Origin of the sequence: Streptomyces sp. NPDC007189 (assembly GCF_040703635.1) — a bacterium.
Taxonomy (GTDB): Bacteria; Actinomycetota; Actinomycetes; order Streptomycetales; family Streptomycetaceae; genus Streptomyces.
This window is the reverse complement of the sequence record NZ_JBEYEY010000005.1, coordinates 93,748-120,079: the sequence shown is the minus strand read 5'-3', so window position 1 is coordinate 120,079 and position 26,332 is coordinate 93,748. Positions and strand designations below refer to the sequence as shown.

Annotated in this window: 21 protein-coding genes and 1 riboswitch; of the genes, 7 read left to right on the top strand and 14 right to left on the bottom strand. The window is 71.3% G+C overall.

Features of this window, described 5'->3' with window-relative positions; translation table 11 throughout:
• Nucleotides 1–9 precede the first annotated feature (9 nt).
• A riboswitch (cyclic di-AMP (ydaO/yuaA leader) is annotated at nucleotides 10–170 on the bottom strand.
• Nucleotides 171–381: 211 nt separating this feature from the next.
• Nucleotides 382–1,770 carry a pitrilysin family protein gene (locus AB0950_RS12530; protein ID WP_360148240.1) on the bottom strand — a complete coding sequence of 463 codons (1,389 nt, stop codon included), beginning with the start codon at nucleotides 1,768–1,770 and terminating at the stop codon, nucleotides 382–384.
• Complete coding sequence (locus AB0950_RS12525; protein WP_360148243.1) at nucleotides 1,767–3,161, bottom strand: pitrilysin family protein; 1,395 nt, start codon at nucleotides 3,159–3,161, stop codon at nucleotides 1,767–1,769. The genes AB0950_RS12530 and AB0950_RS12525 overlap by 4 nt, the downstream gene beginning before the upstream one ends.
• 258 nt (nucleotides 3,162–3,419) lie before the next feature.
• Between AB0950_RS12525 and AB0950_RS12520 the strand changes: the two genes are divergently transcribed.
• Complete coding sequence (locus tag AB0950_RS12520; protein WP_360148246.1) at nucleotides 3,420–5,879, top strand: DNA topoisomerase IV subunit A; 2,460 nt, start codon at nucleotides 3,420–3,422, stop codon at nucleotides 5,877–5,879.
• On the opposite strand, the gene AB0950_RS12515 is transcribed toward AB0950_RS12520, so the two are convergent.
• Entirely contained in the window at nucleotides 5,876–6,949 is a 1,074-nt protein-coding gene (locus AB0950_RS12515) for a GTP-binding protein (RefSeq protein ID WP_360148249.1), read from the bottom strand. The two genes, AB0950_RS12520 and AB0950_RS12515, sit on opposite strands and share 4 nt — an antisense overlap.
• 69 nt (nucleotides 6,950–7,018) lie before the next feature.
• Nucleotides 7,019–8,185: a citrate synthase/methylcitrate synthase gene (locus tag AB0950_RS12510; RefSeq protein WP_366778478.1), complete on the bottom strand. Its 1,167-nt coding sequence runs from the start codon at nucleotides 8,183–8,185 to the stop codon at nucleotides 7,019–7,021.
• 112 nt (nucleotides 8,186–8,297) lie between these two features.
• On the opposite strand from AB0950_RS12510, the gene AB0950_RS12505 reads away from it, so the two are divergent.
• The 4 genes from AB0950_RS12505 to AB0950_RS12490 all read left to right on the top strand — a co-directional run bounded on the left by AB0950_RS12505 (nucleotide 8,298) and on the right by AB0950_RS12490 (nucleotide 13,063).
• Nucleotides 8,298–9,581 (top strand): citrate synthase, encoded by a 1,284-nt coding sequence (locus AB0950_RS12505; RefSeq protein WP_360570134.1) that lies wholly within the window; start codon nucleotides 8,298–8,300, stop codon nucleotides 9,579–9,581.
• Nucleotides 9,582–9,635: 54 nt separating this feature from the next.
• Nucleotides 9,636–10,592, top strand: a complete 957-nt coding sequence (locus tag AB0950_RS12500; RefSeq protein ID WP_366778477.1) for a sucrase ferredoxin — start codon at nucleotides 9,636–9,638, stop codon at nucleotides 10,590–10,592.
• A gap of 114 nt (nucleotides 10,593–10,706) precedes the next feature.
• Complete coding sequence (locus AB0950_RS12495; RefSeq protein ID WP_360148261.1) at nucleotides 10,707–12,386, top strand: sensor histidine kinase; 1,680 nt, start codon at nucleotides 10,707–10,709, stop codon at nucleotides 12,384–12,386.
• Nucleotides 12,383–13,063 (top strand): response regulator, encoded by a 681-nt coding sequence (locus AB0950_RS12490; protein ID WP_360148264.1) that lies wholly within the window; start codon nucleotides 12,383–12,385, stop codon nucleotides 13,061–13,063. The genes AB0950_RS12495 and AB0950_RS12490 overlap by 4 nt, the downstream gene beginning before the upstream one ends.
• Nucleotides 13,064–13,081: 18 nt before the next feature.
• On the opposite strand, the gene AB0950_RS12485 is transcribed toward AB0950_RS12490, so the two are convergent.
• The 3 genes from AB0950_RS12485 to AB0950_RS12475 all read right to left on the bottom strand — a co-directional run bounded on the left by AB0950_RS12485 (nucleotide 13,082) and on the right by AB0950_RS12475 (nucleotide 15,882).
• A complete protein-coding gene (locus tag AB0950_RS12485; RefSeq protein ID WP_366778476.1) occupies nucleotides 13,082–14,146 on the bottom strand; it encodes an ABC transporter substrate-binding protein in 1,065 nt (354 codons plus the stop codon).
• 67 nt (nucleotides 14,147–14,213) lie between these two features.
• On the bottom strand, nucleotides 14,214–15,077 hold the full coding sequence (locus AB0950_RS12480) for an ABC transporter permease (RefSeq protein ID WP_360148270.1): 864 nt from the start codon (nucleotides 15,075–15,077) through the stop codon (nucleotides 14,214–14,216).
• Nucleotides 15,067–15,882 carry an ABC transporter ATP-binding protein gene (locus AB0950_RS12475; protein WP_366778475.1) on the bottom strand — a complete coding sequence of 272 codons (816 nt, stop codon included), beginning with the start codon at nucleotides 15,880–15,882 and terminating at the stop codon, nucleotides 15,067–15,069. Before AB0950_RS12475 ends, AB0950_RS12480 begins: the two co-directional genes overlap by 11 nt.
• Before the next feature lie 158 nt (nucleotides 15,883–16,040).
• Here AB0950_RS12475 and AB0950_RS12470 point away from each other — a divergent pair, with 158 nt between their 5' ends.
• Nucleotides 16,041–16,733, top strand: coding sequence for a response regulator (locus AB0950_RS12470; protein ID WP_360148276.1), 693 nt, complete (start codon nucleotides 16,041–16,043; stop codon nucleotides 16,731–16,733).
• 15 nt (nucleotides 16,734–16,748) lie between these two features.
• Here the strand turns inward: AB0950_RS12470 and AB0950_RS12465 are convergent, their stop codons facing one another.
• The 6 genes from AB0950_RS12465 to AB0950_RS12440 all read right to left on the bottom strand — a co-directional run bounded on the left by AB0950_RS12465 (nucleotide 16,749) and on the right by AB0950_RS12440 (nucleotide 24,569).
• Complete coding sequence (locus AB0950_RS12465; RefSeq protein ID WP_360570124.1) at nucleotides 16,749–18,341, bottom strand: cation acetate symporter; 1,593 nt, start codon at nucleotides 18,339–18,341, stop codon at nucleotides 16,749–16,751.
• Nucleotides 18,338–18,793, bottom strand: coding sequence for a DUF485 domain-containing protein (locus tag AB0950_RS12460; protein ID WP_366778474.1), 456 nt, complete (start codon nucleotides 18,791–18,793; stop codon nucleotides 18,338–18,340). Before AB0950_RS12460 ends, AB0950_RS12465 begins: the two co-directional genes overlap by 4 nt.
• A gap of 162 nt (nucleotides 18,794–18,955) precedes the next feature.
• A complete protein-coding gene (locus AB0950_RS12455; protein ID WP_360570122.1) occupies nucleotides 18,956–19,645 on the bottom strand; it encodes a response regulator transcription factor in 690 nt (229 codons plus the stop codon).
• Entirely contained in the window at nucleotides 19,642–20,793 is a 1,152-nt protein-coding gene (locus AB0950_RS12450; RefSeq protein ID WP_366778473.1) for a histidine kinase, read from the bottom strand. The genes AB0950_RS12455 and AB0950_RS12450 overlap by 4 nt, the downstream gene beginning before the upstream one ends.
• Nucleotides 20,790–21,311, bottom strand: coding sequence for a DUF1453 domain-containing protein (locus AB0950_RS12445; RefSeq protein ID WP_360570120.1), 522 nt, complete (start codon nucleotides 21,309–21,311; stop codon nucleotides 20,790–20,792). The genes AB0950_RS12450 and AB0950_RS12445 overlap by 4 nt, the downstream gene beginning before the upstream one ends.
• Before the next feature lie 1,134 nt (nucleotides 21,312–22,445).
• A complete protein-coding gene (locus tag AB0950_RS12440; RefSeq protein WP_360148294.1) occupies nucleotides 22,446–24,569 on the bottom strand; it encodes a DNA topoisomerase IV subunit B in 2,124 nt (707 codons plus the stop codon).
• Nucleotides 24,570–25,010: 441 nt separating this feature from the next.
• Here AB0950_RS12440 and AB0950_RS12435 point away from each other — a divergent pair, with 441 nt between their 5' ends.
• Nucleotides 25,011–25,241, top strand: a complete 231-nt coding sequence (locus AB0950_RS12435; protein WP_360148297.1) for a hypothetical protein — start codon at nucleotides 25,011–25,013, stop codon at nucleotides 25,239–25,241.
• Nucleotides 25,242–25,341: 100 nt separating this feature from the next.
• Here the strand turns inward: AB0950_RS12435 and AB0950_RS12430 are convergent, their stop codons facing one another.
• Complete coding sequence (locus tag AB0950_RS12430; RefSeq protein ID WP_366778472.1) at nucleotides 25,342–26,220, bottom strand: serine protease; 879 nt, start codon at nucleotides 26,218–26,220, stop codon at nucleotides 25,342–25,344.
• Nucleotides 26,221–26,332: the final 112 nt, after the last annotated feature.

The following is a 26,332-nucleotide window of genomic DNA, read 5'->3' as shown; positions in this document are numbered from 1 at the left end:
GTGGCTGGTCCTTTCCTTCCCTCTCGCCTACCGGGTTAGCTGACGGGTTCGGAGCAGGAAGGTCTCCTACGGGCTCCCTCGCGGCTCGCGCGGGCGCCCGATTCACCCCAGGGACGTGGGTCCCCGGCTCCCCTGGCTCGCGCCGTACGGGGACTCGGCGATGGCTGTCCGGTGCCGCGGGTGCGGCGCACTGCCGGCGGACAGCCCGGACGACGCTACGAAAACCCGCTTTCGAATCCCAAACGGATCCGGGTCTTTGTAGCGCATCCCACAGGGCAGACAGGCAACCTCCGCCCCAAATCGGGCATCTGAGGAAGCGAGTGGAACAGCGTGGGGCTCCGACGGTCCACAGGCCGTCGGAGCCCCACGCGCGCGTGGCCGCTACTCGGCCGCCACGACGCTCACTTCGCCGATGCCGAGCGCCTCCACCGGCGCCTTGATCTGCGACGCGTCACCGACCAGAACGGTCACCAGGCGGTCCACCGGGAAGGCGTTCACGACGGCGGCCGTGGCCTCCACCGTGCCCGTCGCCGCGAGCCGCTGATACAGCGTCGCCTGGAAGTCGTCGGGCAGGTGCTGCTCGACCTGGTCGGCCAGCGTGCTCGCGACGGCCGCCGCGGTCTCGTACTTCAGCGGCGCCACCCCGACCAGGTTCTGCACCGCCACGTCCCGCTCGGCGTCCGTCAGACCCTGCGCCGCGAGGGTGCGCAGCACCTTCCACAGGTCGTCCAGCGCCGGGCCGGTGTTGGGGGTGTCCACGGAGCCGCTGATGGCGAGCATCGACGCGCCCGTGCCGTCCGGCGCGGACCGGAGGACCTGGCCGAAGGCGCGCACCCCGTAGGTGTAGCCCTTCTCCTCGCGCAGGACGCGGTCCAGGCGGGAGGTGAGGGTCCCGCCGAGGCAGTACGTGCCGAGCACCTGGGCGGGCCACACCCGGTCGTGCCGGTCGGGCCCGATCCGGCCGATGAGCAGCTGCGTCTGGACGGCGCCGGGCCGGTCCACGATGACCACGCGCCCGGTGTCGTCGGCGGTCACCGGCGGCACGGGCCGCGGCTCGCCCGGAGTGCCGGTCCAGGCGCCGAGGGTGTCGGCGAGCAGCGCGTCCAGGTCGACGCCGGTGAGGTCGCCGACCACGACCGCGGTGGCCGTGCCGGGGCGTACATGCCGGTCGTAGAAGGCGCGTACGGCGCCGGCGTCGATCTTCTCGACGGTCTCCTCGGTGCCCTGGCGGGGGCGCGACATGCGCGAGGCCGCCGGGAACAGCTCCTTGGACAGCTCCTTGGCGGCCCGGCGGGAGGGGTTGGCCAGCTCGTGCGGGATCTCGTCCAGGCGGTTGCGGACCAGCCGCTCGACCTCGCTCTCGGCGAAGGCGGGCGCGCGCAGGGCGTCGGCGAGCAGGCCGAGGCCCTTGGGCAGGCGGGAGGCCGGGACCTCCAGGCTGAGCCGGACGCCGGGGTGGTCGGCGTGCGCGTCCAGGGTGGCGCCCGCGCGCTCCAGCTCGGCGGCGAACTCCTCGGCGGAGTGCTTGTCGGTGCCCTCGGAGAAGGCCCGCGCCATGATCGTGGCGACGCCGTCCAGGCCGGCCGGCTCGGCGTCCAGGGGCGCGTCCAGCAGCACCTCGACGGCGACGACCTGCTGGCCGGGTCGGTGGCAGCGCAGCACCGTCAGGCCGTTGTCCAGAGCCGAGCGCTCGGGGGCCGGGAACGCCCACGGCCTGGCCTCGCCGGGCTGCGGCTGGGGGTGGAACTCCATGGTGGCGAGCTCGGTCACTTGGCCGTCTCCTCGTTCTCGTTACCGGCCTCTACGGTCGCTTCCTGCTCCGGGTCCTCGGGGACGCCGGCGTCCGGGACCTCCTCCGGGGCCTTCGGCTCGTACACCAGGACGGCGCGGTTGTCCGGGCGCAGGCGGGCCTTGGCGATCTCCTGGACCTCCTGGGGGGTCACCTCCAGGACGCGCTTGACGGCGGTGAGGGCGAGCTGCGGGTCGCCGAACAGGACGGCGAAGCGGCACAGTTCGTCGGCGCGGCCGGCGACCGTGCCGAGCCGGTCCAGCCACTCGCGCTCCAACTGGGCCTGGGCGCGCTCCATTTCCTCGGGCGTGGGGCCCTCCTCGGCGAACCGGGCCAGCTCCTCGTCGATGGCGGCCTCGATGACCGGCACCTCGACGTCACCGGAGGTCTTCACGTCCAGCCAGCCCATGGAGGGCGCACCGGCCAGGCGCAGCAGGCCGAAGCCGGCGGTGACGGCCGTACGGTCGCGGCGGACCAGCCGGTTGTAGAGGCGGGAGGACTCGCCGCCGCCGAGGACGGTCAGGGCGAGGTCGGCGGCGTCGCACGCGCGCGTGCCGTCGTGCGGGAGGCGGTAGGCGGCCATCAGGGCGCGCGCCGGGACCTCCTCGACGACGACCTCGCGCTTCTGCTCGCCGATGACGTCCGGCAGGGAGCCGTCGCGGGGGGCCGGCTTGCCGTCGTGGGACGGGATTGACCCGAAGTACTTCTCGATCCAGGCGAGGGTCTGCTGGGGGTCGATGTCGCCGACCACGGAGAGCACCGCGTTGTTCGGCGCGTAGTAGGTGCGGAAGAACTCGCGGGCGTCCTCCAGGGTGGCCGCGTCCAGGTCCGCCATGGAGCCGATCGGCGTGTGGTGGTAGGGGTGGCCCTGCGGGTACGACAGGGCGGTCAGCTTCTCGAAGGCGGTGCCGTAGGGCACGTTGTCGTAGCGCTGACGGCGCTCGTTCTTGACCACGTCCCGCTGGTTCTCCATGGACTCATCGTCCAGGGCGGCCAGCAGGGAGCCCATGCGGTCGGCCTCCAGCCACAGGGCGAGCTCGAGCTGGTGGGCGGGCATGGTCTCGAAGTAGTTGGTGCGCTCGAAGCTGGTGGTGCCGTTGAGCGAGCCGCCGGCCCCCTGCACGAGCTCGAAGTGGCCGTTGCCCTTGACCTGCCCCGAGCCCTGGAACATCAGGTGCTCGAAGAGGTGAGCCAGGCCGGTGCGTCCCTTGACCTCGTGGCGGGAGCCGACGTCGTACCAGAGGCAGACCGCCGCCACCGGGGTCAGGTGGTCCTCGGAGAGCACCACGCGCAGACCGTTGGCCAGGCGGTGCTCGGTCGCTGTCAGGCCCCCGGAGCCTGCCTCGGCTGTGGTCGTGTGACCCATGGGCATGTGCGTCCCTTCGCGAGCGGAGGCGGTTGTGAAAACCGCGGTTTTCCTGCCGTTCCTGCCACTGTATGCAAAGCGCGCGGGACCTCGGCGACGTTCCGGCGGGACGTACGCCCACAGCGGATCCCGTAGCCTGCTGCGGACCCGCCCGCAGGCCGTGGGAAGCCCGCCGGGACGGGTCGTGGCACGGGTTGTCAGTGCCTCGGTCCACAATGGTCCGCGTCAGAACCGTCAATCCTTTGCAGCAAGGAGCCGGCAGCGATGGCCCGCCGCAGTACGAAGACCCCGCCGCCCGACGACTCGTACGAGGAGAAGATCCTCGACATCGACGTCGTGGACGAGATGCGTGGCTCCTACCTCGAGTACGCGTACTCGGTCATCTACTCGCGCGCCCTGCCGGACGCCCGTGACGGCCTCAAGCCGGTGCACCGGCGGATCGTGTACCAGATGAACGAGATGGGCCTGCGCCCCGACCGCGGCTACGTGAAGTGCGCGCGTGTCGTCGGCGAGGTCATGGGCAAGCTGCACCCGCACGGCGACGCGTCGATCTACGACGCCCTGGTGCGCATGGCCCAGCCGTTCTCCATGCGCGTGCCGCTCGTCGACGGCCACGGCAACTTCGGCTCGCTGGGCAATGACGACCCGCCGGCCGCCATGCGGTACACCGAGTGCCGGATGGCCGAGGCGACGAGCCTGATGACCGAGTCGATCGACGAGGACACGGTCGACTTCACCCCGAACTACGACGGCCAGGAGCAGGAGCCGGTGGCGCTGCCCGCCGCCTTCCCGAACCTGCTGGTCAACGGCTCCTCGGGCATCGCGGTGGGCATGGCGACGAACATGCCGCCGCACAATCTGCGCGAGGTCATCGCCGCCGCCCGCCATCTGATCAAGCACCCGAACGCGGACCTGGACGCGCTGATGAAGTACGTCCCGGGCCCGGACCTGCCCACCGGCGGCCGGATCGTCGGCCTGGACGGCATCCGGGACGCGTACGCGACGGGCCGCGGCACCTTCAAGATGCGCGCGACGGTCTCCATCGAGCCGGTGACGGCCCGCCGCAAGGGCCTGGTGATCACGGAACTGCCGTTCGCGGTCGGCCCCGAGAAGGTCATCGCGAAGATCAAGGACCTGGTCAACGGCAAGAAGGTCCAGGGCATCGCCGACGTCAAGGACCTCACCGACCGCGAGCACGGCCTGCGCCTGGTCATCGAGATCAAGAACGGCTTCGTGCCGGAGGCGATCCTGGAGCAGCTGTACAAGCTGACCCCGATGGAGGAGTCCTTCGGCATCAACAACGTCGCCCTGGTGGACGGCCAGCCGCTCACCCTGGGCCTGAAGGAGCTGCTGGAGGTCTACCTCGACCACCGCTTCGACGTGGTCCGGCGCCGCAGCGAGTTCCGCCGCGGCAAGAAGCGGGACCGGCTGCACCTGGTCGAGGGCCTGCTGACCGCGCTGGTCGACATCGACGAGGTCATCCGGCTGATCCGGTCCAGTGAGAACTCCGCTCAGGCCAAGGAGCGCCTGATGCGGCGGTTCTCGCTGAGCGAGGTGCAGACGCAGTACATCCTCGACACGCCGCTGCGCCGGCTCACCAAGTACGACCGCATCGAGCTGGAGGCGGAGCGGGACAAGCTCACCGCGGAGATCGCGGAGCTGACCCGGATCCTGGACTCGGACACGGAGCTGCGCAAGCTGGTCTCGACCGAACTGGCCGCCGTGGCGAAGAAGTTCGGCACCGACCGGCGTACGGTCCTGCTGGAGTCCGCGGGCGCCACGGCGGCCACGGTGCCGCTGCAGGTGGCCGACGACCCGTGCCGGGTGCTGCTGTCCTCGACGGGTCTGCTGGCCCGTACGTCGACCGCCGAGCCGTTCCCGGAGCAGGCGGACGCCAAGCGGGTCAAGCACGACGTGATCGTCTCGGCGGTGCCGGCGACCGCGCGCGGCGAGATCGGCGCGGTGACCTCGGCGGGCCGGCTGCTGCGGATCAACGTGGTCGACCTGCCGCAGCTGCCGGAGACCGCGACGGCGCCGAACCTCTCCGGAGGGGCGCCGCTGGCGGAGTTCGTCTCCCTGGAGGACGACGAGACGGTGGTCTGCCTGACCACGCTGGATGAGTCGTCGCCGGGCATCGCGCTCGGCACCGAGCAGGGCGTCGTCAAGCGCGTGGTGCCCGACTACCCCTCCAACAAGGACGAGTTGGAGGTCATCACGCTCAAGGAGGGCGACCGGATCGTCGGCGCGGTGGAGCTGCGCACCGGCGAGGAGGACCTCGTCTTCATCACCGACGACGCGCAACTGCTGCGCTTCCAGGCGTCGATCGTGCGCCCGCAGGGCCGCCCGGCCGGCGGTATCGCGGGCATCAAGCTCACCGAGGGCGCGAAGGTCATCTCCTTCACGGCCGTCGACCCGGCGGCCGACGCGGTGGTGTTCACGGTGGCGGGCTCGCGCGGCACGCTGGACGACTCGGTGCAGACGACGGCCAAGCTGACGCCGTTCGACCAGTTCCCGCGCAAGGGCCGGGCCACGGGCGGTGTGCGCTGCCAGCGGTTCCTGAAGGGCGAGGACTGCCTGTCGCTGGCCTGGGCGGGCGCCGCTCCCGCGCGCGCGGCGCAGAAGAACGGCACCCCGGCGGAGCTGCCGGAGCTGGACCCGCGCCGCGACGGCTCGGGCACGTCGCTGCCGAAGACGGTGGCCGTGGTCGCCGGACCGGTGCTCTAGCGGACCTCGGCGCCGGGATCCTCCTCGGCGCCGGGATCCTCCTCACTGCCCTGGACATAGCGCAGGACGCCCCACATGCCGTGCTCGTCGGCGTGTGGGGCGTCGTTCTCGCACCCCTTGAGCTCCTGGCCGAGGGCCTCCGTGTCGATGCCGGAGCCGATCAGCACGAGCTGGGTGCGGCGGGCGCCGGCCGCGGGCCAGGGCTCGGGGTAGAAACGCAGGAACCGGCCGACGGCGTGCACGGCATACCGGTTGCGGGTGTCGTACGGCCCGAAGTCGACGTACCCCTTGATCCGGTACAGCCCCTCGGGCCGGCTGTCCAGGAACCGCATGAGGCGGCGTGGCTCCATCGGCACGTCGGAGGCGAAGGAGAGGCTGTCGTAGCCGGTGTGCAGATGGCCGGTGTGCGCGTCCGTGCCGTGATCGTGCAGGTCGTCGAAGGAGAGCTGGCCGATCCGCTCCTCGCTCGGCCTGCAGTCGAAGAGGAACTCCGGGTCGATCCGGCCGTAGGTGGCGGGGACGACGGCGGCGCGGTCCGCGAGGGACCGGACGAGAGCGAGCACCCGGTCGCCGTCGGCGGCCCGGTCGAGCTTGTTGACCACGACCAGGTCGGCGAGGGCGAGATGCCGGTCGAGCTCGGGATGCCGGGCCCGGGTGTCGTCGAACTCGGCGGCGTCCACGATCTCGACGAGTCCGCCGTAGACCACTCCCGGGTTCTCGCAGGCGAGCACCATCCGGACGAGTTCCTGCGGCTCGGCGAGTCCGCTGGCCTCGATGACGATCACGTCGATGCCGGTGGCCGGGTCGGCGAGCCGGTCCAGGTAGCCGTCGAGTTCACTCGCGTCGACCGCGCAGCACAGGCAGCCGTTGCCGAGCGAGACGGTGGAGTCGCCGAGGGCGCCGGCGACGGCCATCGCGTCGATCTCGATGGCGCCGAAGTCGTTGACGATCGCCCCGATACGGCTACCTCCGCTGCGGTGCAGGAGGTGGTTGAGGAGCGTGGTCTTCCCGGAGCCCAGGAACCCCGCGAGCACGACGACCGGGATCTGCGGACCGCTGCTGTTCCCCAACGGGTGACCTCTCTCTGTGTGTGGACCGGCTGCCGGTCCAGGATAGGAGGGGCCCGTGGGGCGGATGTGTCAGCCTGCGGCCGGCACGGCGACCGGCGGCGTCGGCCCCACGTACCGTGCCACCGGCCGGATGATCTTCGAATCGGCCGCCTGTTCAAGGATGTTGGCGCTCCAGCCCACCACGCGCGCCGCGGCGAAGGTGGGGGTGAACATCTCCCGGGGCAGGCCGCACAGTTCCATGACCACACCGGCGTAGAACTCGACGTTGGTGTGCAGTTCGCGGCCGGGCTTCAGCTCGGCGAGAATCGTCTCGACCCGGCGCTCGACCTCCACCGCGAAGTCCACGCGCGGACCGCCGAAGCCCTGGGCGATCTCCCGGAGCATCCGCGAACGCGGGTCCTCGGTGCGGTAGACGGCGTGTCCGAAGCCCATGATCCGGTCACCGGCGAGCACCCGTGCGCGGATCCAGGGGTCGATCCGCTCCGGTGTGCCGATGGCGTCCAGGGTGTCCAGGGCGCGGCTGGGCGCGCCTCCGTGCAGCGGCCCGGACAGGGCGCCCACCGCTCCGGTCAGGCAGGCCGCGACATCGGCGCCGGTGGAGGCGATGACGCGGGCGGTGAAGGTTGATGCATTGAATCCATGATCAATGGTTGAGATCAGGTATTGCTCGACCGCACGCGCGCGCCGCGGCTCGGGCTCCTCGCCCGTGAGCATGTACAGGTAGTTGGCCGCATGGGGGAGGTCGTCGCGCGGCTCGACCGGTTCGAGGCCCTGCCCGAGCCGGTACAGCGCGGTGAGCAGCGTGGGCACGGCCGCGCAGACGGCCACGGTGTCGGCGCGGCGCCGGTCGGCGTCGATGTCGTACACCGGTCGCAGACCCCGGGCCGAGCCGAGCAGGGACAGGGCCGTGCGCAGCCCGGACAGCGGGCCGGAGACGCGGCTCGCCGCGGCGATCGCGGGCAGCGCCGCGGCGACCTCCTCGGGCAGCCGCCGCAGCGCCGCGGTCTCGGCGGTGAAGGCGGCGCGGCGCTCGACGTCAGGAAGCGTGCCGTGGACGAGGAGGTGCCAGACGTCCTCGAAGCCGCGGGTCTGCGCGAGTTCGACGGCCGAGTACTGGCGGTAGTGGTAGAAGCCCTCGCGCCCGCGGACGTCACCTATCTCGGTCTCGGCGACGACGACGCCGGCGAGACCGCGTGGTGCGTCGATGAGCGGGGCTGCGGTCGTGTTGATGGCCATGGTTCTCCTCCCTGGACTTGATCCGACTGTCCATGCTTGACTCATTTCCTGTCAATGTTGATTCGATCAACGGATAAGAATCAAGGTGTACAGACGCGGCTACGGTGACCCCATGCGCGATCACGAACCCGCTCCCGGCCGTCCCGGGCGCAGGCTGACCACCAAGGAGACCGCCGAACTGCTCGGCGTGAAGCCGGAGACGGTGTACGCGTACGTGAGCCGGGGCCTGCTCAGCAGCAGGCGCGAGCCCGGCGGGCGTGCCAGCACCTTCGAGGCGAAGGAGGTGGAGTCCCTAGCCCGCCGGCACCGCCGTGAGGCGGCCGGAACTCCTGGCTCCGGCGGGGACCTCTCCGTGCGGACCCGCATCACGCTGATCGAGCAGGACCGGTACTACTTCCGCGGCGTGGACGCCGTCGAGCTGGCCCTCCGTCACTCCTACGAGGAGGTCGCGGAGTGGCTGTGGACGGGCCGGCTCACCCCGGGCGTCACCTTCTCCGCACCCGGGCCCACCGTCGAGGTCGCGCGCCGCGCGGTGAACGCGCTGTCCGAACACGCCTCCCCCACCGACCGGCTGCGCGTGGCGGCCGTGGCCGCGGCGGCCGAGGACCCGCTGCGCTTCGACCTGTCCGAAGACGCGGTACTGAACACCGCGCGCATTCTGATCCCCACGCTCGTCGCCGCGCTGCCACCCGTCCTGTACGCCCCCGAGGACGACGGACCGCTCGCCCGCCGGCTGTGGGGCCGGCTGACCGGACGCCCCGCCGACGAGGCGTCCCTGCGCGTCCTGGACACCGCGCTCGCCCTGCTCGCCGACCACGACCTGGCCGCCTCCACGCTCGCGGTCCGGGTCGCCGCCTCCGCCCGCGCGCACGCGTACGCGGCCGTCTCGGCCGGCCTCGGCGTCCTGGAGGGCCCGCTGCACGGCGCCGCGAGCGGCAACGCCCACCGCATGCTGCTCGACGTGCTCGACCAGGGCACGGCCGTCCCCGTGATCGCCGAGGAACTGCGCGCGGGACGGCGCGTCCCCGGGCTCGGCCACCGGCTGTACGCCGGCGAGGATCCCCGCGCGCGTGTGCTGTTCGGCCTGCTGGAGGAGGTCCCGCACGCTGAGTCCGCCCTGCTCGCCGCCCGGGACATCGTCGCCACGACCGCCCGGCACACTCCGCTGCACGCCAACGTCGACCTGGCCCTGGCGGTGTTCACCGCGTCCAGCGGCATGCCCGCCACGGCCGGCGAGACGATCTTCGCCGTCGCCCGGACGGCGGGCTGGATCGCCCACGCCCTGGAGGAGTACGGCGAACGGCCGCTGCGGATGCGCCCGGTGGGCCATTACGTCGGTACGCGCCCTCCGCAGCCGCTCCCCGAGGAGACCGGCCCGGGAACCCGCCCGGAGTAGGACACGCCTGCGGCCGGAAGTCGCCCCAGGGAGAGTCAGATTAGGCTCACCTGTGTGAGTAGGTGCACGACCGTCTCCCGGAGCCTCGACGAGCCCGTTTCCGGCACGGCGGCCACGGCTACGACGTGGCTGCTGCTGGAACAGCCCGGCCCGTGGGGTGCCAAGGCGCTCACTTCGAGCCACCTGGACCCCGTGCTGGGCCGGGCACTGGAGGCGGCCGCGGAGGGAACCGGCGTCCGCATCGCGCTGATCCGCCGCCCCGGACGCCACGCGGACCCCGGCCGGCCCGCCGTCCGGCAGGTGTACGCCGCCCACACCGTGCCCGGCCGCATATGGCTGCACAGCGCCACGACCCGCGACCCGCGGCGGCTGCTCGGCCTGGACTTCGCCGCCCTCGGAGCCGGCGAACACCGCTCCTTCGGCGAGGCGCTCGACGGGCGGCCGCACCGCGGCGACCCGCTCGCGCTCGTGTGCACCAACGGCAAGCGGGACCGCTGCTGCGCCCTCCTGGGCCGCCCGCTCGCCACCGAACTCGCCGCCTCCGGCGTGCGCGGCGTCTGGGAGGTCACCCATCTGGGTGGACATCGCTTCTCGCCGACCGTGCTCGTCCTGCCGTACGGCTACGCCTACGGCCGCGCCGAGGCGCACACCGTCAAGGAGGCGCTGCACGGCGTCCAGGAGGGGCGCGTGGTGGTCGAGGGGTGCCGCGGCTGCTCCGCCTGGGAACGGCCCGGCCAGGCGGCCGAGCTGGCCGTGCGGTCGGCGGCGGGCGAGTACCGGATGGGTGTGCTGAGCATCGTTCGGACACAGGCCGTACGGGCCGAAGGTGAGATCCTGCACCGGGAGGTCACCGTCGGGCACGCCGACGGCCGCCGCTGGCGGGTGACGGTGGCCGAGGGGGCGTCCCTGCCGCCCCGCCCGGAGAGCTGCGGCGCCGGGGTGCTCGGCACGCCGGCGCGGATGGACGTGCTGTCCGTGCGTGAGCTGCGGCCGACGGCGCCGGAGGCCTGAGCGGACGTCCCTCAGGGCTGTCGGCGGCTGCCGCCGCCTCTTTCAAGAACCGGTCAAGAGATCCCCGCCACACCCCCTGGGGACGGGCGCACGCGTCCACGTACCGTCGTGGGTATGAGCCCCACTCCCCCCGCACGCCGCCTGCGCCTAGGTCTGCCACGGCGGGTGTTCTCGCAGGTGCTGCTCATGCAGGTGGCGATCGCCGCGGGGGTGGCGGTGCTCGCCACCGGACTGTTCCTGGCGCCGCTGAGCAGGCAGCTGGACCAGGAGGCGGAACGCCGCGCGCTGGCCATCGCGGAGACGACGGCCCAGGACCCGCAGATCGCCGAAGGCGTCATGAGCACGCCACCGACGGCGGGCGGGCCGGTGCAGCGGGAGGCCGAGCGGATCCGGAAGGCCACGCACGCGGAGTACATCGTGGTGCTCGACCGGCACTGGGTGCGCTGGTCGCATCCCACGGCGTCCAAGATCGGCCACGTCGTCTCCACCAGCCCCAAGGACGCCCTGGCCGGCAACGAGGTCATGGAGATCGACAGCGGCACCCTGGGCCGCTCGGCCCGCGGCAAGGTGCCGCTGTACGACACCCGTCACCGGATCATCGGGGCGGTCTCGGTCGGTATCGCCTACGAAAGCGTGCGGGCGCGGCTGATCGGCGCCATACCGGGCCTGTTCGCGTACGCCGGCGGCGCTCTCGCGGTGGGCGCGCTGGCCGCGTGGCTGATCTCCCGCCGGGTCCAGCGGCAGACCCGGGACCTGGCGTTCTCCGACATCTCGGCGCTGCTCGCGGAGCGCGAGGCGATGCTGCACGGCATCCGTGAGGGCGTGGTCGCCCTGGACCGCGTCGGCCGTGTCCGCCTGCTCAACGACGAGGCGCGGCGGCTGCTCGGCATCGGCGACGAGGCCATCGGGCGGACCCCGGACGAGGCGCTCGGCACGGGCCGTACGACGGACGTCCTGGCCGGCCGCGTGACCGGCACCGATCTGCTCACCGTGCGCGGCCAGCGGGTGCTGGTCGCCAACCGCATGCCCACCGACGACGGGGGCGCCGTGGCCACCCTGCGCGACCGCACCGAACTGGAGCGGCTGGGACGCGAACTGGACTCCACGCACGGGCTGATCGACGCCCTGCGCGCCCAGGACCACGAGCACGCCAACCGCATGCACACCCTGCTCGGGCTGCTGGAACTGGAGATGTACGACGACGCCGTGGAGTTCGTCGGCGAGGTGGTCGGCGACCACCGGGCCACCGCCGAGCAGATCACGGAGAAGATCCAGGATCCCCTGCTGGCCGCGCTGCTGGTCGGCAAGGCGACCGTCGCGGCCGAGCGCGGGGTCGCGCTGTGGGTGTCGGAGCGCACCCGGCTGCCGGACCGGCTGATCGATCCGCGCGGTCTGGTCACGGTGGTCGGCAACCTGGTCGACAACGCCCTCGACGCGGTCGCCGGCACCCTCCACGCGCGCGTGGAGGTCGAGTTGCGCGCCGAGGGCCGTGCGGTCGTGCTCAGGGTGCGCGACACCGGTCCCGGGATCCCGGCCGACCAGCGTGAGCTGATCTTCACCGAGGGCTGGTCCACCAAGAAGCCGCCGGCGCACGGCAAGCGGGGCCTCGGGCTGTCGCTGGTGCGCAGGCTGGCCGAACGGCAGGGCGGGAGCGCGACGGTGGGCGCGGCGGACGGCGGCGGCGCGGAGTTCACCGTGGTGCTGCCGGAGGCGCTGACCGAGCCGGAGCTGGAGCCCGCGGTGCCCGACGAGTCCCTGCAGCCCGCTGCCGTCACCGAGGAGGAGACCCGATGATCGAGGTCCTGGTCGTGGACGACGACACGCGCGTCGCCAGGGTCAACGCGGCGTACGTGGAGAAGGTGCCGGGTTTCCATGTGGCCGGAGAGGCGCACAGCGCTGCGGAGGCGCTGCGCCAGGTGGAGAAGCTGCCCCGGCTGGACCTCGTCCTCATGGACCACTACCTACCGGACGACACCGGTCTCGCGGTCGTCCGCGAGATGCGGCGGCGCGGCCACCAGGCCGACGTGATCATGGTGACGGCGGCGCGGGACGTGTCGACCGTCCAGGCCGCGATGCGGCAGGGGGCGCTGCAGTATCTGGTGAAACCGTTCGCCTTCGCCGGTCTGCGGGCCAAGCTGGAGGCGTACGCGCGGCTGCGGCGTACCCTGGACGGCGGCGGCGAGGCGGAGCAGGCCGAGGTGGACCGCATCTTCGGCGCCCTGTCCGCGCCGTCGGAGCCCGGTCTGCCCAAGGGGCACTCCCCCACGACGGCCGAGCTGGTGCGCCAGGCGCTGATGAACGCCGAAGGACCGCTGTCCGCCCAGGAGATCGCCGAGCGGACGGGGGTGAGCCGGCAGACGGCCCAGCGGTATCTGAAGCTGCTGGAACGCACCGGACGCGCGCGGCTGACCCTCAAGTACGGCGACGCGGGCCGCCCGGAACACCGTTACGTGTGGGCGACCCGCGGCTGAGCGCGTATCAGGCGGCGGTCACTTGACCGCCTTGACGAACTCGGTGGTGTACGTCTTGCTCAAGTCGACCTTGGCGTTCTTGATGTTGGGGTTGAACGACTTGAGCACCTTCTCCACGGTCTCGGGACCGCCCTGGGGCATCACGCCGTCGTCGGTGAACATCGGCAGGGTGCTCTTGATGGCCTGCGCGTAGAGCGTCTTGTTGCCCTGGGAGTAGTCGGCGGGCATCTTGGCGGCGATCTCGTCGGCGCTGTGGGTGGACATCCACTTGAGCGTCTTGACGAATGCGTTGACCAACTTCTGGACGGTGTCCTTGTGTCCGTTCACCCAGTCCGTCTGCATGTAGAGACTTGACGACGGGTACGGCCCGCCGAGCGCCTTCTGCGAGCCCTCGGGGGTGCGCATGTCGATGAGGACCTTGCCGGCCTTCTTGTCGAGGATCGTCGCGACGGTCGGATCGGTGGTCATCCCGCCGTCGATCGCCCCCTTCTGGAGGGCCGCGATGAACGTCGGTCCGGCGCCCACGGCCACGGGCGTGAACTCGCTGACGTTCACACCGTTCTTGACCGCCAGGTACTTGGTGAGGAAGTCGGTGGAGGAACCGAGACCGGTCACGCCCAGCTTGCGGCCCTTGAAGTCCTTGGGCGACGTGAGGTTGCCCGCCGCCTTGTTGGAGACCACCTCGACCTCGCCGGGCGCGTGCGAGAACTGCACCACCGACTCCACCGACTTGCCCTTCACCTGCAGGTCGAGGGTGTGGTCGTAGAAGCCGACCGCTCCCTGCACCTGGCCGGAGACGAGCGCGGTCTCGGCCTGGACGCCGGCGGGCTCGCTGAGAAGCTGGACGTTCAGGCCCTCCGACGTGAAGTAGCCGAGGCGCTGGGTGAGCATCGCGGGCAGGTAGATGACCTTGTCCAGGCCGCCGACCATGATCTTCACGCTCGCGCCCTTGCCCTTGCCGCCGCCTCCACCGCTGCCGGTGTCGGTCGTGGAGCTGGCCGCGTCGTTGGCACAGGCGGTGAGCGAGGAGAGCGCCAGCAGGCCGGCGGCGGCCAGGGAGGCGTATCTGGCGGTGTTGCGCATGCGGTTCACGTCCTTGTGAGAGGGCGGTACGGGGAAGGCGTGGGGGGTTTGGTCCGCGAGGGGCCGGTCAGCTGTCGGAACCGGCGGGCTTCCAGCGGAAGATGCGGCGCTCGGCGAAGGTCAGCAGCCCCTCGGCGGCGAGGGCGACGACGGCGAGGATGACCATGGCGGCGTAGACGCCGGCCGCGTTGAAGGTGTTCTGCGACTGCGCGACGAGCAGGCCGATGCCCTTGGTCGCGCCGATGTACTCGCCGACGATCGCGCCGATGAGGGCGAAGCCGAAGCTGACGTGGAGGCTGGTGAAGATCCAGGTGGTGGCCGACGGGATGACCACCTGGAGCGTCACCCGGCGGTCGCTGGCGCCCAGGATGCGGGCGTTGGCCACCAGGTTGCGGTCCACCTCGCGGGCGCCCTGGAAGGCGTTGAAGAACACCGGGAAGAAGACGAGCACGACGGCGGAGGCGATCTTGGAGGACGGCCCGAGCCCGAACCAGATCAGGAAGATCGGCGCCAGGACGATCCTGGGGATCGAGTTGAGCACCTTGATGTATGGACCAAGGACCTCGGCGAGCAATCTGATCCGCCCGAGTGCGATGCCGAGCAGGACACCGGCGACCACACCGATGACCCAGCCGAGCAGCGCCTCGTAGAGCGTGTACCAGATCTGCTCGCCCAGCGAGCCGAGCGCGGTGCCGTGCGTGACCCAGGTCCAGATCTGGTCCCAGATCTTCGACGGCATCGAGAAGTTGAACGGGTCGATGATCTCCGCCCGGGACAGTCCCTCCCACAGCCCGAGGACGGCCACCAGCAGCAGCACGCGTACGGCGACGACGAGGGCCCTGCGACGGCGGGCGGCCTGGGCGCGGGTCTGCGCGCGGTCGGTGACCTTGGCGGTGCCGACGACCGGGGTCTCGAGAGTCTCAGGCGACATGGGCGGCACCTCTTTCGCGGGTGATGCGGACCTCTTCGCCGAGGGACTCCCAGATCTCGCGGTAGATCTCGATGAACCGCGGTTCCAGGCGCACGGTCTCCACCTTGCGCGGCCGGGGCAGGTCGATCTGGAAGACCTGCTTCACGGTGGCGGGTCCGGCGGTCATCACCACGACCTTGTCGGCGAGCGCGATGGACTCCTCCAGGTCGTGGGTGACGAAGACGACGGAGGAGCCCGTGCCCTCCCACAGCTCCAGCAGCTCGTCCGACATCAGCGCCCGGGTCTGCACGTCCAGCGCCGAGAACGGCTCGTCCATCAGCAGGATCTCGGGGTCGTTGACGAACGTGGCGGCGAGGGCGACGCGCTTGCGCTGACCGCCGGAGAGCTGGTGCGGGTAGCGGTCCTCGAAGGCGGCGAGGCCGACGCGGGCCAGCCATTCACGGGCCTTCTCCTTGGCCTCGGCCTTCGGTACGCCCCGGAAGCGGGGGCCGGCCATGACGTTGGACAGGACCGTGCGCCAGGGGAAGGTGGCGTCCTGCTGAAAGACGAAGCCGACCTTGTCACCGACGCCGTCGACCGCCTCGCCGGCCACCAGCACCTCGCCCTCGGTGGGCTCTTCCAGGCCGCTGACCAGCGTCAGCGTGGTGGACTTGCCGCAGCCCGTCGGGCCTACGACGGCCACGAACTCGCCGCGTCCGACGGTGAGATCCAGACCGCGCACGGCCGTGTGCAGTCCCCCTGACGGGGTTCTGAAGGTCTTGCTCGCGCCCCGCAGTTCGATGGCGGGGCTGGTGTGTGCGCTCATGGCCCGGGACGGTAGGTGTGGCCCCGGCCACAGCAGCAGTCTTGTGGGCACAAGCCGTTCTTTTGCTCGCAAGAGCCTGTTGTGCTCATTTTGCTCGCGCTACAACTGCGGAGCCGAAACACGGGCTTAACGCCCGTCGGCCTTGGAGGAGAGGCCCGATGATTGACGTCCTGGTCGTGGACGACGACTTCCGCGTCGCTGAGATAAACGCGAAGTACGTGGGAAAGGTTCCCGGCTTCCGGGTGACCGCCCGCGCGCACAGCGCTGCCCAGGCCCTTGCGGCCGTGGAACGCGGCACCGTCGACCTGGTCCTGCTCGACCACTATCTGCCGGACCAGACGGGCCTCGATCTCGTGCACCGCATGCGGGACCAGGGCTACGGCACGGACGTCATCATGATCACCGCGGCCAGCGATGTGACGACCGTGCAGCAGGCGATGCGCCTGGGCGCCCTGCACTACCTGGTCAAGCCGTTCACCTTCGCCGCCCTGCGGGCCCGCCTCGACTCCTACGCCGCCCTGCGCCGCACGGTGGACCGGGTCGGCGGCCGGGGTCTGACGGGACAGGAGCAGGTCGACCGGATCTTCGGGGCGCTGCGGACGTCTCCCGCACCGTCCGCGCCCGGCCTGCCGAGCGGCCACTCGGAACCCACGACCGATCTGATCTGCGGCGTCCTGCACCGAGCCGACCATCCGCTGTCCGCCCACGAGGTGGCCGCCCGGACCGGCCTGAGCCGCTCCACGGCCCAGCGCTATCTGCGCCACCTGGAACAGGCGGGCCGGCTCCGGCTCTCCCTGAAGTACGGCGACACCGGCCGCCCGGAGCACCGGTACGCCTGGGTGGCGCCGTAGCGGGACTCCCGGGCGCTACACGGCACCGGCGCCGGTCAGCGACCGCACCTCCGTCTCGGCGTACTTGGCCTCGTCGGCGACCTCCGGGGAGGTGATCGTGCCGAGCCAGCCGGCGAGGAAGCCGAGCGGGATGGAGACGATGCCCGGGTTCTGCAACGGGAAGTACTGGAAGTCGACGTCCGGGAACAGCGAGGCGGCGCTGCCGGACACCACCGGGGACAGCAGCACCAGTCCCAGCGCCGGGATCAGCCCGCCGTACACCGCCCACACCGCGCCCCGGGTGGTGAAGCCGCGCCAGAACAGCGAGTACAGCAGCACCGGAAGGTTCGCCGACGCGGCGACGGCGAAGGCGAGGCCGACGAGGAAGGCGACGTTGAGATCGCGGGCCAGCAGACCGAGCGCGATCGCCACGACGCCGATGCCCACCGCCGCCCAGCGCGCCACCGCCACCTCGCTGCGCGCCCTGCCGCGCGGGCGTCGCAGCGACGCGTACAGGTCGTGCGCCACCGACGCCGACGAGGCGAGCGTGATGCCGGCGACCACGGCGAGGATCGTGGCGAAGGCGACGGCGGCCACGACCGCGAACAGAACCGTTCCGCCAGTGGAGCCCGCGCCTCCGCCCAGCTCGCGGGCGAGCAGCGGCACCGCGGTGTTCCCGGCCGCGTTCGAGCCGCGCACCGCGCCCGTCCCCACCACGGCGGCCGCCCCGAAACCGAGGACGATCGTCATCAGGTAGAAGCCGCCGATCAGCCCGATGGCCCACACCGCGGAACGGCGGGCGGCCCGCGCGGTGGGCACCGTGTAGAAGCGGGACAGGATGTGCGGCAGTCCCCCGGTGCCCAGCACGAGGGCGAGCCCCAGGCTGATGAAGTCGAGGCGGGCGGTCCAGCTCCCGCCGTACTTCAGGCCCGGCGCCAGGAACGCCCTTCCGTGACCGCTGCGGTCCGCGGCCGTGAGCAGCAGGCGGCCGACATCGCCGTGGAAGCGGACCAGGACGAGTACGGTCAGCACGATCGTGCCGCTCAGCAGCAGGACCGCCTTGACGATCTGGATCCAGGTGGTCGCCCGCATCCCGCCCAGCGACACATAGATCACCATGAGCGCGCCGACCCCGATGACCGCCCAGGCCTGCGCGGCCTGGTCCGTCCGCCCCAGCAGCAGCGCCACCAGACTGCCCGCGCCGACCATCTGCGCCACCAGGTACAGCACGGACACCGTGACCGAGGACGTTCCCGCCGCGATCCGCACCGGACGCTCACTCATCCGCGCGGCCACCACGTCGGCCAGGGTGAACCGCCCGCAGTTGCGCACCAGTTCTGCCACCAGGAACAACACGACGAGCCAGGCCACGAGAAAGCCCACCACGTACAGCATGCCGTCGTAGCCGTACAGCGCGATGAGCCCGGTGACCCCGAGGAAGGACGCGGCGGACATGTAGTCGCCCGCGATGGCAAAACCATTCTCCATGGGGGAGAACAGCCGCCCTCCGGCGTAGAACTCCTCCGCCGAACCCTGCCGGCGCCGGCTCACCCATGTCGTGATCCCGAGGGTCACGGCTACGAAACCGCTGAACAGCAGCAGCGCCGGCGTCTGATGGTCACCGGTCACGAGGCGCCTCCCCGCACTTCCCGGGTCATTTCCTGGGTGTCCCAGCGCAGCTCCAGCGCCGCCCGGTCCCGGCGCAGCCGCGCATGCCGGGCGTAGGCCCAGGTGAACAGGAACGTGGTGAGGAACTGTCCCAGCCCGGCCACCATGGCCACGTTCACCGCTCCCGCCACCGGCCGGGCCATGAGTGCCGGCGCGGTCGTGGCGGTGACCACATAGCCCACGTACCAGGCTAGGAAGGCCACGACCCCCGGCACCACGAACCGCCGGTACCTGCCCCGCACCTCCTGGAAGGCCGCGCTGCGCTGCACCTCGACGTACACGTCCCGTGCGCGAACCGCAGCCGCGCTCCGTTCTCCGCGAGCGGAGGGCACCGCCGGCGCCGGCGCACCCGTGCCGTCCGCCTCGCCCCAGCCGGAGGCCAGCCCGTCGTACCAAGGGTCCTCGTACGTCATGTCGCGGGTGGATGCGCCGTGGTCTTCCCGGTTCCCGGACGACGTCTCGGGACCGTCCCCGGCTCCACCGGCACGACCGTTGCTTGACTGCATGCCCAAGGATGGACAGATCGGGAAGATCCCTGACTCTTCTTCCCTCCGCACTTCACCCCATCAGGTGATTCACTGCGTCGGCGGCCGCACCAGCCCCTTGCTGTAGGCGTAACGCACCGCCTGCGCCCGGTCCTTGACGCCCGTCTTGGAGAACAGGTTGTTGATGTGGGTCTTCACGGTCGCGGTCGACACATGCAGCTTGCGGGCGATCTCCTGATTGCTGAGCCCTTCGGCGATCAGCATCAGCACCTCGGTCTCCCGTGCGGTCAGCCCGTCGGGCGGCGCCTCGGCGGTCACCGGCGGGTCGGGCTCGGACCGCGACAGCCGCTCCAGCAGCCGGCGCTGGACACTCGGCGACAGCCCCGCGTCTCCCGACAGCACGCTCTCCACGGCACGCACGATCTCGTCACCACCAGCATCCTTGGTCAGATACCCCCGGGCGCCGGCGTGCAGCGCGGGGAACAGCGACTCGTCGTCCGCGTACGTGGTGAGCACCACGACCTGGGTTCCCGGGTACTGCTGCCGGATGCGCCGGGTGGCCTCCACACCGTCGCAGCGGGGCATCCTGAGGTCCATCAGGACGACATCCGGAGCGAGTTCCCCGACCAGCCGCACCGCCTCCTCGCCGTCTCCCGCGGCACCCACGACCTCCACCCCGGGGAGCAGCCCGAGCAGCATCACGATGCCCTCCCGGACCACGGTCTGGTCGTCGGCGACCACCACCCGTGCGGGCTTCTTCTCCCCCTCCGTCTCGGTCATACAGGCACCTTCAGCGTCACCACGAACCCCTCCTCGTCCGGCCCCGCGTCCAGTGAGCCGCCCAGCAACTCGGCACGCTCCCGCATGCCCAGCAGACCGTACCCGGCTCCGGACGCCGTGAGTTCGCCCGGCCGCCCGCCCGAGTCCCGTACGTCCAGCGTCACTTCGTGCTCGCTGTAGTCGAGTCTCAGCCGCACCTTGGAGCCCTGGGCGTGCTTGCGGACGTTCGTCAGCGCCTCCTGGGCGACTCTGCGCACGGCCTGGGAGGCCTCGGCCGGCAGGGGCCTGCGCTCACCCGTCACGGTGACCTCGGCGCCATCGGCTCCGCTGACGAGGTCGCTCAGGAAGTCCTCCAGCGGAGTCAGCTCGCCCCGGAGGGCGGACAGGGCCTGCCGGGTCTCGGCGAGTCCGTCGCGGGCCATGCCGCGGGCGGCCACCACCCGCTCCAGGATGCGGTCGCGGTCCGCGCCGTTCTCGATCAGCAGCCGCGCCGCCTCCAGGTGCACCAGCTGCGCCGAGAGGCTGTGGGCCAGCACGTCGTGGATCTCCCGTGCGATCCTCGCCCGCTCGGCCAGCGCCGCGGACTCGGCCTCGGCCGCCCGGGCGGCGCGTTCCTGAGCGAGCAGCCGCTGTGCGTTGCCGCGTGCCTCGGCGTCCAGCCGCAGGACGTACCCGGCGAGGGCCATGCCCGCGACCGTGGCGGCCGTGGTCATCCAGACGTCGTTGTTGAAGGCCGAGTACGCGGCCAGGCACGTCGTCGTCACCGGGAGGGCGGCTCCGAGCGGCAGTCGCTCCAGCCCCGTGATCGCGCAACCGCACCAGATCACGAGTGCTGCTCCTTGGAACCCGGTGGCCTCGGCGCCGGCGGCGAGGGCCATGAGCGCGCACATCAGCGCAAGCGAGGGCACCAGGCGGTGCTGGTAGGTGGTCCGGAAGAGGGCCCAGGCGAGGACGCCGGCGACGACAACCCCCGCCATCCCTGCGGCCACGCCCTGCACGCCCATGTGTCTCTGGTGGTAGGCGCCCCACAGCAGCATGGCGAGCACCAGGACCCTGACGGCCCAGGCGAGGATGCGCCGGGGCCGGGAGGTGCCCTCGCGGCCGAGTGCCTCCCGCGACGGCCAGCGTGTCCAGGCGTTCTCCGTCACGCGCGCTCCCTCCTGACCGACCGCATGCCGTCACCGTACGCCGGAGCTGGACCGTCCTCGGCGCCGAGCGACTGAGCCCGCCAGACCAGGATGCCGCCGCGGACCAGCAGGGTGGAGGCGAGGGCGATCATCAGGGCGGAGCTGTCCTGGTGCAGGCCGAGTGCGGAGCCGATGCCGTAGATGCCGATGCGCAATGCGATGCCCACGATCCACACCGCCACGCTCGCCTTGGTGCTCTTGGTCCACACGACGCCGTCCGGTTCCCTCCAGATCCGGGTCGTCCAAGCCCAGCCGGCGCCCGTGGCGGCACCTATGATCAGCTCCACCACGAGCAGCAGGGCGGATTCCGTACGGTGGTGGGCGTCGAGGATGCCGGGCTCGCGCAGCGCCACGACGACGAGGACCACGGGGATCAGCCACCAGCGCCGGTCGGTGTTGATCGCCCGGGCGCGGAACTGCCGCACGATCACTATGACGGCGACGGCAACGATCAGCAGCGCGTTGACGACCCCGGACATCGAACCTCCATGAACGAGAAGATGGTGCGCCGGGAGCGGGTGCCGCCGACACCTACGAAACTACGGAAAGCCGCAGGTCGGGAGATCGGAGCCGGGGTGGATCACGGGTGGAAACCTACAGCCGCCCGTCTCCACCCACGGGTGTAGATCCCTGGGCAGAGACGGGGCTGAGGCGGAGACCGGCTGGTGGGAGACCCGGTCCGGCCGACAGACGGTTGAGGGGGCGTGGCTCTGATCGACGGGCAGTCGTGTGGCGCGTACCGGCCCGTTGGCAGGGCGGTGGCGGAGTACTGGCCTAGGAGCGGTCGGGGTGGTCCTGGGCGCCGGGCGGTGGGGCAGCCCGACCCCGGCCGACGGGGGTGGGGCAGCGGGGTCGGCGAGCGGGGGGGGCGGGCCCGGCCGAGGCGGTGTGGGGGCACGGTCCTGCCGACAGACGGTTGAGGGGGCGTGGCTCTGACCGACGGGCAGTCGTGCGGCGCATACCGGCCGGTGGACAGAGCGGTGGCGGAGTACTGGCCTAGGAGCGGTCAGGGGTGGTCCTGGGCGACGGGCGGTGGGGCAGCCCGACCCCGGCCGACGGGGGCGGGACAGCGGGGTCGGCGAGCGCAGGGCGGGCCCGGCCGAGGCGGTGTGGGAGCGCGGTCCTGCCGACGAGCGGTCGGGGCCTGGTCCTGGCCCGCGGGCGCGGTGGGGCGGCGCTATCTCGGCCGACAAGCGGTGGGACAGCGCGACCGGGTCGACCGGAGGCGGCGCAGTCCCGGTCGATGAGCGGTTGGGAGGCCGGTCCCGGCCGGGGGCCAGCGGTGGCGGCGGCGGTGCGGGTCGGCAGGCGCCAGTGGCAACCACCGGGCCTACAGATGCAGGCGGGCCGCTTCTGGGTCGGCGGGCTCCGCTGGCTGGATGCGCGCTCTTCAGCAACAGCGGCGACACCCCCGGCGTCTGCTTGGAATGCCTGGGCCGGTCACGCCCCCTACGACTTGGCTTGAAAGAGGCGAGTCGGCAGCCGGCGGAAGTACAGGGCATGCGACCGGCCACCCGACGACGAACGACGCCAGTCAACCGGCGCAGGCCCACACCCTCCGCCTCCAACAACCCCCGTCACCAACCCCCCGTCGGCCGAGCCCCGCGCAGCGGCTACGCGTCGATGCGTGAGCGGTCCAGCGTTGCCGCCGAGCTGGAGATGAACTCCTTGCGCGGCGCGACCTCGTTGCCCATGAGGAGATCGAAGACCTGCTCAGCGGCCTCCAGGTCGGACAGGTTGATCCGGCGCAGCGTGCGGTGCCGCGGATCCATCGTGGTCTCGGCCAGCTGGTCGGCGTCCATCTCGCCCAGACCCTTGTAGCGCTGGATGGAGTCCTTGTACCGGATGCCCTTGCTCTGGAACTCCATGAGCTTGTCGCGCAGCTCGCGGTCGGAGTACGTGTAGACGTACTTGTCCTGGCCCTTCTTCGGCTGGACGATCTCGATGCGGTGCAGCGGCGGCACCGCGGCGAAGACCCGGCCGGCCTCGACCATCGGCCGCATGTAGCGCTGGAACAGCGTGAGCAGCAGGCAGCGGATGTGGGACCCGTCCACGTCGGCGTCGGTCATCATGATGATCTTGCCGTAGCGGGCCTGGTCGATGTCGAAGGTGCGGCCGGAGCCCGCTCCTATGACCTGGATGATCGCGCCGCACTCGGCGTTCTTGAGCATGTCGGTCACCGACGACCGCTGCACGTTGAGGATCTTGCCGCGGATCGGCAGCAGAGCCTGGAACTCCGAATTCCGCGCCAGCTTGGCCGTGCCCAGCGCGGAGTCGCCCTCGACGATGAACAGCTCGCTGCGGTCGACGTCGTCACTGCGGCAGTCGGCCAGCTTCGCCGGCAGGGAGGAGGACTCCAGGGCGGTCTTGCGACGCTGGGCGTCCTTGTGCTGGCGGGCCGCCACGCGCGTGCGGGCGGCGGCCACCACCTTCTCCATGACGACGCGGGCCTGGGCGGCGGCGTCCCGCTTCGTGCTGGTCAGGAACGCCTTCAGTTCCTTGGTGACCACGTTGTTCACGATGCGGCGGGCCGCCGAGGTGCCCAGGACCTCCTTGGTCTGGCCCTCGAACTGCGGCTCGGCCAGGCGCACGGTCACGACGGCGGTGAGGCCCTCGAGGGCGTCGTCCTTGACGATGTTGTCCTCGGCCACACGCAGCAGCTTCTTGGCACGCAGAACCTCGTTGAACACCCCGGTCACGGCCTGCTCGAAGCCGGAGACGTGGGTGCCGCCCTTGGGGGTGGCGATGATGTTGACGAAGGACCGGACGGTCGTGTCGTAGCCCGTGCCCCAGCGCAACGCGACGTCCACACCCAGCTCACGCGTCACCTCGGCCGGCGTCATCTGGCCGTGCTCGTCGAGGACGGGGACCGTCTCCTTGAAGCTGCCCTTGCCGGAGAAGCGGAGGACGTCGCAGACCGGCTTGTCGCCCGCCAGGTACTCGCAGAACTCGCTGATGCCGCCGTCGAAGCGGAAGGACTCCTCGCCCTTGCTGCCGCCCTCGCCGAGGCCGAACTCGTCGCGGACGACGATCGTCAGGCCCGGCACCAGGAAGGCGGTCTGCCGGGCGCGCTGGTGCAGGTTCTCCAAGGAGAGTTTGGCGTCCTTGAGGAAGATCTGGCGGTCGGCCCAGTAGCGCACGCGCGTGCCGGTGCGGGTCTTGGGGATCTTCTTGGTCTTGCGCAGCCCGCTCTTGGCCTCGAACTTCGCGTCGGCGCCCTCGCCGGCGAAGGCGCCCGGCACACCGCGCCGGAAGCTGACGGCGTGCGTGTGGCCGCCGCGGTCCACCTCGACGTCGAGACGGGCGGACAGGGCGTTGACCACGGAGGCGCCGACGCCGTGCAGACCGCCGGAGGCGGCGTACGAACCGCCGCCGAACTTGCCGCCCGCGTGGAGCTTGGTCATGACGACCTCGACGCCGGACAGGCCGGTCCTGGGCTCGACGTCCACGGGGATGCCCCGGCCGTTGTCGCGCACCTCCACCGAGCCGTCGTCGTGGAGGATCACCTCGATGCGGTCACAGACGCCCGCGAGGGCCTCGTCCACCGAGTTGTCGATGATCTCCCACAGGCAGTGCATCAGACCACGGCTGTCGGTCGATCCGATGTACATGCCCGGGCGCTTGCGCACGGCCTCGAGGCCCTCGAGGACGAGCAGGTGCCGCGCGGTGTAGTTGGAACCGTCCCGGTCTGCTCCTGCCAGCAGCGCTGTGGACGGCACGGACGTGTCGGCGGTCACGCGGTTCGCTCCTCGCTGAATTTCAGTTGGCCCCCTACTGGGTAAGGGGACGGCTTCGGTCGCCGCTCAGAGGGTACCGAGGCCTGGTAGAGCCGGTGTAACGCCACCCTCGTCGGGAACTCAGACTAGTCCAGGCTCGCATAGACGTTCGATCCCTCGTTGGAGTGAAGTACATATCACGTTCCATTGGAGGCATGAACCATTTAGGCTCCGGGCACGTCCTCCTGAACAACAGGCAACCCGGCCTGGAGGACCGAGACACAACACTGAGCGAAACCGTACGCACCCCAAGAGACGCACTACGGCACATTCGCCGCCAACCGGCAGCAGACAGCCGCCCCGGAAGATTTTTTTCGAGGAAAAGCCACGAGCGGGAACGTTTTCGGGCTGGTTGGATGTTGACCCTGGTACGACAGCTCGTCGAGCTAGAGAAGAGGCGACGTGACTACTGTTCTGACCCCCGCGAGCCCGCTGACGGCCGCCGATCGCTGCGACCGCTGCGGCGCCCAGGCATACCTGCGCGTCGTCCTGCTGAGCGGCGGAGAACTGCTCTTCTGCGCCCACCACGGTCGCAAGTTCGAGCCGGAACTCAAGAAGATCGCCGCTGAGATACAGGACGAGACGGAGCGGCTGACGACCGTTCCGAACAACGCTTCCGAAGAAGAGCGCTGAATCTCGCACCCACGACGAGCCAGAGCCGGCACAGGCCGGTGAAACGGGCGGCCACTCCCTCCAGGAGCGGCCGCCCGTGCTCATGTCTCCGTGCGGAGGCTCATGAGCCAGCCAGCGGGCCATGACGGCCACGAAGGGCCCCCTGGGCGCCTGAGGCCGCCCGCAGCACGCGCACGACCTCGGAGACCCGCGTGTAGACCCCAGGGCTGCCCGGCTTGCCGCAGTCGCTCCCCCAGGACACGAGCCCGATCAGCCGGCCTTTCGCCACCAGCGGGCCGCCGCTGTCCCCCTGGCAGGCGTCCGGGCCGCCGGCGGCCTCTCCGGCGCAGAGCATGCTGCCGGCCCGGTAGGTGCCGTCGGGACCGCCCGGATAGGCGCGGGCGCAGAGGTCGTCGGGCAGCACGCGCAGATGTGCGGCGTACAGCCTGCGCGCGTAGGCGCCCTCGCCGGTCGTGTCGCCCCACCCGGACACCATGGCCTGCGTGCCCGGCGTGTAGGCCGGATCGCCCGCGCCCGCCATGCCGATCGCCACGCCCTGCGGCAACGGCTTGGCGAGTGTGATCACGGCGAAGTCGCCGACGTTGGTCCGGCTGTCGTACCCGGGGTTGGTCCAGACGTCGCGTACGGCGACCTCCTGGCCCCCGCCCGACAGCAGGTCGGTGCGGTCGGCGATGACCCTCAGGTCCCGCACGCGGTCAGGGGGTGCCCCGAGGACCTCCTCGGTCAGGCAGTGGGCCGCGGTGAGCACGGCCGTCCGTGTGACCGCCACTCCCCCGCAGAACTGTCCGGCCCGCGTACCTCCGAACCGGTCACGGCTGGACAGCGCGACCGTCCAGGGGGCCTGGGAGACGTCTATCGGGAAGCCGCCGACCACCACGCTGTCGGAGGTCGCGGGAGCCGCGCCCACCAGGGGTATCACGGCCATGGCGGCCGCCAGGGCCAGCAGCCGGATCAGTGCCCGGGCTACGGAACGGCGCATGCAGACTCCTCACTCTCGGGTCGTACCGGGACACCCAGAGTGATCCACTGCGCGGCGGCGCGCAGCACGAGGGCCCGGCTCCCCTCAAGGGAGCCGGGCCCTCGCCGTCGTA

Bases quoted from the DNA above. Each gene is read 5' to 3' on its own strand.
- AB0950_RS12525 (WP_360148243.1), bottom strand. From the start codon at position 3,161: ATGCCCATGGGTCACACGACCACAGCCGAGGCAGGCTCCGGGGGCCTG.
- AB0950_RS12520 (WP_360148246.1), top strand. From the start codon at position 3,420: ATGGCCCGCCGCAGTACGAAGACCCCGCCGCCCGACGACTCGTACGAG.
- AB0950_RS12510 (WP_366778478.1), bottom strand. From the start codon at position 8,185: ATGGCCATCAACACGACCGCAGCCCCGCTCATCGACGCACCACGCGGT.
- AB0950_RS12505 (WP_360570134.1), top strand. From the start codon at position 8,298: ATGCGCGATCACGAACCCGCTCCCGGCCGTCCCGGGCGCAGGCTGACC.
- AB0950_RS12495 (WP_360148261.1), top strand. From the start codon at position 10,707: ATGAGCCCCACTCCCCCCGCACGCCGCCTGCGCCTAGGTCTGCCACGG.
- AB0950_RS12490 (WP_360148264.1), top strand. From the start codon at position 12,383: ATGATCGAGGTCCTGGTCGTGGACGACGACACGCGCGTCGCCAGGGTC.
- AB0950_RS12485 (WP_366778476.1), bottom strand. From the start codon at position 14,146: ATGCGCAACACCGCCAGATACGCCTCCCTGGCCGCCGCCGGCCTGCTG.
- AB0950_RS12480 (WP_360148270.1), bottom strand. From the start codon at position 15,077: ATGTCGCCTGAGACTCTCGAGACCCCGGTCGTCGGCACCGCCAAGGTC.
- AB0950_RS12475 (WP_366778475.1), bottom strand. From the start codon at position 15,882: ATGAGCGCACACACCAGCCCCGCCATCGAACTGCGGGGCGCGAGCAAG.
- AB0950_RS12470 (WP_360148276.1), top strand. From the start codon at position 16,041: ATGATTGACGTCCTGGTCGTGGACGACGACTTCCGCGTCGCTGAGATA.
- AB0950_RS12460 (WP_366778474.1), bottom strand. From the start codon at position 18,793: ATGACGTACGAGGACCCTTGGTACGACGGGCTGGCCTCCGGCTGGGGC.
- AB0950_RS12455 (WP_360570122.1), bottom strand. From the start codon at position 19,645: ATGACCGAGACGGAGGGGGAGAAGAAGCCCGCACGGGTGGTGGTCGCC.
- AB0950_RS12445 (WP_360570120.1), bottom strand. From the start codon at position 21,311: ATGTCCGGGGTCGTCAACGCGCTGCTGATCGTTGCCGTCGCCGTCATA.
- AB0950_RS12430 (WP_366778472.1), bottom strand. From the start codon at position 26,220: ATGCGCCGTTCCGTAGCCCGGGCACTGATCCGGCTGCTGGCCCTGGCG.